The following is a 6,203-nucleotide window of genomic DNA, read 5'->3' on the forward strand; positions in this document are numbered from 1 at the left end:
GCCGTATACGGATATGCTTGATCATCCTATGACCTCGCTGGCAGCGATAGGCAGATTAACAGACTAGATGGCGACCAGCCCTTGAGTGCCCACTCTTGATCAGAAGCCGTTACCTACTTGAGCGCATAAATTTCCCGGGTTCGGCCTGTTTCGGCCCTCCCGGTGGTCACGCCGATATATAAAAGTGGCTCGTTGCCACCCTCTAAGTGGCTGTAGCAGAGACCTTCTGGCTCGTATGACCAGCGCGCCGGAAGATTGTCCTTTCCCGGATTGATGTCCGGTATATCCCCTAATTCGCGGCCATTGATAGAGAAGTAAACCACCGGTTTGATGGCTGCGGCCTTGGAGGTTCCGTATGAGATCGCGACGACATCCTTGTAGCAGGCAAGCCCCTGTACTGGTAGTCCCGGTTTGGTGAGGATGCTCCATTCATACTCAAATAGCTGGGAGCAATTCTGCGAAGGATGATTAAGCACCGCTTCCAGGTTGAATACTCTCACCGTATTCATACTGCCAGACGGGCCGCGTTTTCTGCTCACCGCGATAAGCCACTTGTTGTCGTAACTCACCGTGACGGTTACTGCAAATGGAATGAAGGGCGCGCCAAACAGGGTGTATCGTTTCACATCGACGCTGCCGCTAGTCGAGTACTTGAACCTCACGACATCACGACTGCGGCCCGGAGCGGCCGCCCACATCCAAGCCTCGCTTCCCGAATGTTCTAATGTCAGCCCCTGGTGGCCGATCACTTCTGTGGCAGGCTGCATGGATAGGGGAAGTCCTTCTCCGTAAGGGATAAGCTCATACTTCGCGATGATGGTCTGGGAAGGATAGTTACGCGTGACGAACTGGCCGTAGATTGTGTTTCTACGGTCGTCTATGGTGAAGGACTGAAATGCAACGTCCATTGCGTTGTATTTAGAAGGGAGACGCATGGAAAAGTAAGGGCGCTCTCCGCCTCTGTTCTTCCTGCCGAAGGATGCTGCTTCTACATAAGGAGCCATCAAGAACGAAAGCAAGGCGGAGTTGAAGGTGCGTCTTGATATAGCCTTTTTCATTTGTAATTGGCGTTTATCTGGAGGATAAGTAGAGAGTTTGTTTGGTTACTTCCCAGGTCGACCTTTCAGGGTAGCGCTCCAGGAAAAACTTCTGAGACAGTTCTTTATAAACTAGATCGCTGGAGCTGTTGCCGCCATCGTTAATGCAAACGAATTTATACTGAACAGAGCCATTATTTAGCAGCTTCTTGATATTGCTGGGTTTCGCGGTAAAGTTTTTTACGTCGGCGCTTATGGCGCATCCCGTGGCACAGGAGTAGTGCTGGCAGAGGAACGAGGCGACGTTTATGTCAGTGGTTGATCTCAATTTCGAGTTTCGCGTTGTTTGGAATGCCTCATCGAATCGGCCCTCAAGCTCCTCTAGCACCGATCGCTTCAATGCATACGGAACATGCTTGTGCGGCCGTCTTGGTCTGCGCTGGAACGTGTCATGGAGTAGTTGACTGGAGTTCTTGGTGGCAACGATGTAGTCCGGTGTATCAGCTGAAATTTCATCAGGGTAGGCAAGCCCATAGGGCTCGAAATACGCGATCGCACGGCCGTACTCATCGAAAAAGTCCCCAGGCAGGCAGGGCTGCCCGAGGAAGAAGTCATCATTGAAGTAAATGAAGTTCTCTGAGAGCCCCCTGATTCTATGCAGGCAGGACTCGATGGCATGCGAGTTAAACGTTGGCAGCACTGACGGATCGGGGAATACGTTCTCGTGGCGCACCCATTCTATACTGGGATGCTCGACGGACAGCCATGCGGGGGGGGCACAGTTGCTTACCACATAAATTCTGTTGAGCCAAGGCGCATACTTCCCGAGAGAGCGAAGCGAGTAGCGAAACTCATCATTGTTAGTGTATCGGTCAGCATCGAATGATTTCCCTGGAAGTGCTTGCCGCCAGGCGCTCTGCCATTCAGGGTCGGCGCTATTGACCCATGTATAGACCGCATCAATGGGTTTTGCTTGCGGTTCTACTTCGCGGCTCATGCAAATACTGCCGCGCTCGCTGGGTGGGAGCTTTCTGATCCAGACATTGCCCGATCGAAGCACCATACCCCCTGAGGGGAGGGCGTCGCCGATAAAGAAGTGGATGACTGTACAGTCGCAGTCATCTAGGTCGGACAATTCCATGACAAAGTCAGAGGCTGTCGACAGGAGCTTGCAGAGTCGTCTGGACAAGCCAAGCGCCTGGTGACTCAACCTGAAGCTGTATCGGCCATCCAATGTGTAAATATTTACTCGCAATGGATGGGCCGATCTGACCGCATCCACCAGCTTCAGGGTGTATTCGATCTGACCTTGCTCGATCAGCAGACTGGCGGGATCAGAGCCATCCTTCACGCCACTTCGACCTCCCAATGCCTCCTTCAGGAATGCCAAAAGTCCTAAAGACCTCAGCTTTTCTCGATCGAATCCTATGGTGTCTGGCTCTCTTTTTTCGGTCACGCCAGATTCGATAGAAAATGAATTTTTCTTTTCAATTCGCTTGCGAAACAGATCATAGAAGAATAAGTCTGTATTCGTGATTAACTTTTTAAGTTTCTTGAGTTCGCGAAGAATGATCATTTTATGAGGAATTTCATGCGGCGGCGAAAAGTATCATAACGGTCCACGTGGCCGGGTTTGTTTTCAAAATAGATGGAGTAGTCATGAATGTTCTTTCCATTGGCTAGGCACTTTTCTATGAATGCGGTGATCAGTGTAGGATCACCAGTGTTCTGCCCTTCGGAATATTCTTTGTGTATTTCGCGAAAATACAAAAAATTATTCTTGCGCGATGAAGAATGCTGATTGCCCGCTGTGTTCTTCTCATGAAAAATATGGAAAAAGAAGTCCTTTTCCAGTAATGCATCAAGACATAGGCGCCCCAGCTCACGCCTGAAGCCCTGCGCGAACAGGGGGGAGCGCATCGTGGCGTTGGAGAGGAAGTCTGGTGACGGACTGATCAACAAATGCAGTGAGGCCAGCCTGATCAAGAAGTCGAAGTCCTCATAGCCGTGGCCAGAGAACTCTACATTGAAGCCATTCAAAGATTCGTAGTCTGTGCTCCGCATCACGACGATGGAAGAGGGGTTGGCAAGGTGCAAGAATTCCTTGCGTGAAAATGCAAAGTAGTCAGCCCTCAATTGCTCTATCGATCGTTTTCCCGACATTAATACCATGCTTCCGGCCAAGGTCAGATAAAGGCATGGCAAAATGCTAAAAGGGGCGACTCCGGCACAGACCAAGCCGAGGTACTTTCTCAATAATCCTTGGTCCAGCCAAAGGTCGACATCCAGTAGGACCAGATATTTCGTCGAGACTTCAGCAAAAGCCATATTCCTTAAAAGCGCTGGGTTTACGGCCCCCTCATAAAACTTGCCGGATATCAAGGAGATATCTTTGTAGCCCGAGAGAGCGTATCTCAGCCGGGCATCAAACTTCGTTTCTCGATCGTTATGGGCAAAGACGATCTTCAGGGAAGAGCCCTGAGACTGCTCTGCCATCAGTTTCGCCTTAGCGATTATGTCATTGGCGCGAAACTGCAAATCCAGCGGGACAATGGCAGTCAGGGATGCAAGACACTCCACTGCACTCAGTTCTCCCTTCATCAATCCTCGACCTTATAGCTCACAGTGGCGACCCACTTACTGAGGCGCATCAAAACCAACCAGCCCGACAGCGACAGTGGGAACCGCTAATCTTAGCACGCCCAATGCCCGATCTGGTCGCGTACCATGACTCTTTTTAATCATGAGCGGCCGCCTCTCTTTGTCGTGGATGCGGTGGAACAAACTAGTCTGCACGACATGCCTCACCGCAACACCTGCCTCTTGGTTGTGCCGGGCAGTATTGGCGGTATAAGAGAGGTTAATGGCTGGTTCTGGGGTGCGCTCCTGTTCGGGATGCCCGAATAAGGCGGGAAGGTGCTTATCCAGCGACCAGCAGACTGCCGTAAAATACGGATGAAGTGATCTACGTGGGTATATGAGCGGTAGAAAGTCATCTCGCCTATCGTCCAAACAACGATTTTAAATTTCGCGCTGGTCAATAAGTTCAATACTGCGCGGTTGAGTATGCAATCAAGAGTATCGTTATCACTGCAGATGACTAGCCTGGACCCAGTGTAACTTGACAGGCTGCGAAGTCTGCGACTCGGCTCGCCTGACGAGAGTGAGGGAACTCTTCAGAGATCGTCACATTTTAACAAATGCAGGTGCCAACCCGTTGCAGAGATGAGGAGGGGGGTAAGTACGACGGAGAGGACAATCCAGAGCATAACCATACCTCCAGCAGTTAGTCGTTCGGAGAAGCGTGTACGGACTATCCTAGGCAGTGTTTTGTTTCAGTTTTGCTACTTTACAATGCATAATAGCTGTCGATTTCTGGCGGTCTGTCACTTTCGCCAAGCTTTGCGCCCGATCAAAAGCGGCTTGATTGCTCGTTCGGCGGCGTTTTTGTTTTGAGGTAAATAGCCTGCTTTGACGTAACGCTCCAATCGGCTCCAGTTGTTCGTCAGATACTGCGCCACCTTGCCCAGAGCACTTTGTGCCTATGCTGCATGGGCCATGTACGCCAGACGCTCTATACTCGCTTGCAGCGCCAAGGCGTTTAACCTGCGTAGTAATCGGTCATCACGTAGCCGCGATAGCTGTCTAGCGGGCGCAATGGCGCTTACTGCACTCTGCTGGTGATGTAGTCAAACAACACGACTTTAGTGTCGGGCTGATCGCTGGCCTACACCTACACCTACATCCAGGACTGGTTGGTCGGATCGCGGTCCGGTTCGTTTAGCAACTGGATGCGGGATTCGTCGCAGTGCATCACCTGGCGTTCCAATGTGTGTCGTGAGATAACGACGCCGTGACGGACCAGTATGGTTTCAAGCTGATGCAGCGGTAAGTCCTCGAAATACTTGGTGGTTAACAGAATGTCCAATACGTTGGGGCAGGCCATGTTTTTTCGATCAGCTGCGCGGGTTTGTCGGCAGTGACCAGCGTTGTTTTAACAGCTTCGGTATACGTAGACCTTGCGGATGTGTTTGATCACTCGATCATGCACCGGCATGATGCCTAGTTGCGCGCTGATTTCTTCGCCTATGGCAGTTTGCGGCAACCTTCGCCTATGGCAGTTTGCGGCAACCGCAACGAAATTCGTGTTCGGGCAGTTCGTGGATGACTTCGATGCGTGGTAGATCAGCCGAAAATAGTGCGCTTCCGCGACAAGGGATGGGTGCAACGAGTTCCTCTTCGGCGTCATCAATGGGCAGTTGTATCGGTTCGATTTCGTTGAGGGGGGTCGATTGCGGGGTTTTGGGCTCAACAGTCTGCTGGCATTTGTGCCCGAACAAGCGGTCGTGCGGCAGCTTGATCTGTTCTTTGAGGTCGACGATATAGGTCTGATAAGTCTGGGAGGTTTCCTCTTGTCGATTGAGCGCTTCAAGCAGCAACGGTGTGTGCAAAACAGGATTGTCGAGAAACTCATTGGGCATGGAAATCACACCCGGATCACACCGGGGTAGGTCACGAAGTGTGGTGTCAAAACCTGATGGAGGCGTTTGCGCAAGAGATCACAATCGTCGAGTAATCAGTTCAGTTTCTGGAGGCTCAGGACAATGGTTCCGGCGGTGGCCTCGGGCAAGGTTTTAAATCGTTCGGACTCGAGGCGTTTGAATCAACGGCAAAGCCGCTGCACTCTTAGTACAACATCTTCACCCGGTTGCAAGGCTTGTAGAGAAAGATGGAAAGCACTGGGTTGAATGCCACGAGCTTAATCTAGTTGGACGGTGAGGTCGTCTTTGGATTTTCGAAAGTTCACGGGCTGGGGTGGTGGTAGACATTTTCGACTTTGGCGTCGGGATGCATCATTGTGTACAGGCTCCCGGGAGAGTTCGGGAGCAGAGCATAGGGGGGCTCTTGCAGCGGCGTAGAATGTGGCTGGTGATGGGGTGCTTATCCTTTTGAGGGTGGGGTTTATGGAGCTGTTACAATTTATAACGATGAGCGACTGCATTTGTCCCGGAAATACAAAACGCCCGATGCGGTGCATCGTAACCGCGCCATGAACCCCACATTCAAAGTCGTCCTCTGATCCTTGAGGCTGTGCTCTCGAATTTCTCTGGAGCCCGCCCGCCATGATGCGACCCGACGCCAAAGTCGAAAAGGTGTACCTCTACC

General features: G+C 51.5%; 4 protein-coding genes and 1 pseudogene. 1 reads left to right on the plus strand and 4 read right to left on the minus strand.

Going from position 1 to position 6,203, the window contains the following annotated elements:
* Positions 1-113: 113 nt before the first annotated feature.
* The 3 genes from CKW25_RS21565 to CKW25_RS21575 are packed head-to-tail and all read right to left on the minus strand — an operon-like array spanning position 114 to position 3,638.
* Positions 114-1,058, minus strand: coding sequence for a hypothetical protein (locus tag CKW25_RS21565; RefSeq protein ID WP_143497407.1), 945 nt, complete (start codon positions 1,056-1,058; stop codon positions 114-116).
* A 13-nt stretch (positions 1,059-1,071) separates the two neighbouring features.
* Positions 1,072-2,613, minus strand: a complete 1,542-nt coding sequence (locus CKW25_RS21570) for a stealth conserved region 3 domain-containing protein (protein WP_095082342.1) — start codon at positions 2,611-2,613, stop codon at positions 1,072-1,074.
* Positions 2,610-3,638 (minus strand): galactosyltransferase-related protein, encoded by a 1,029-nt coding sequence (locus tag CKW25_RS21575; RefSeq protein ID WP_095082346.1) that lies wholly within the window; start codon positions 3,636-3,638, stop codon positions 2,610-2,612. Before CKW25_RS21575 ends, CKW25_RS21570 begins: the two co-directional genes overlap by 4 nt.
* A gap of 126 nt (positions 3,639-3,764) precedes the next feature.
* Here CKW25_RS21575 and CKW25_RS26425 point away from each other — a divergent pair, with 126 nt between their 5' ends.
* Entirely contained in the window at positions 3,765-3,944 is a 180-nt protein-coding gene (locus tag CKW25_RS26425) for a hypothetical protein (protein ID WP_143497410.1), read from the plus strand.
* 488 nt (positions 3,945-4,432) lie between these two features.
* Here CKW25_RS26425 and CKW25_RS27125 read toward each other — a convergent pair.
* A pseudogene (locus CKW25_RS27125) lies at positions 4,433-5,527 on the minus strand (transposase); the annotation flags it as partial.
* Positions 5,528-6,203: the final 676 nt, after the last annotated feature.

The sequence above is a fragment of the Pseudomonas sp. Irchel s3h17 genome (genome assembly GCF_900187505.1).
In the GTDB taxonomy this organism is placed as follows: domain Bacteria; phylum Pseudomonadota; class Gammaproteobacteria; order Pseudomonadales; family Pseudomonadaceae; genus Aquipseudomonas.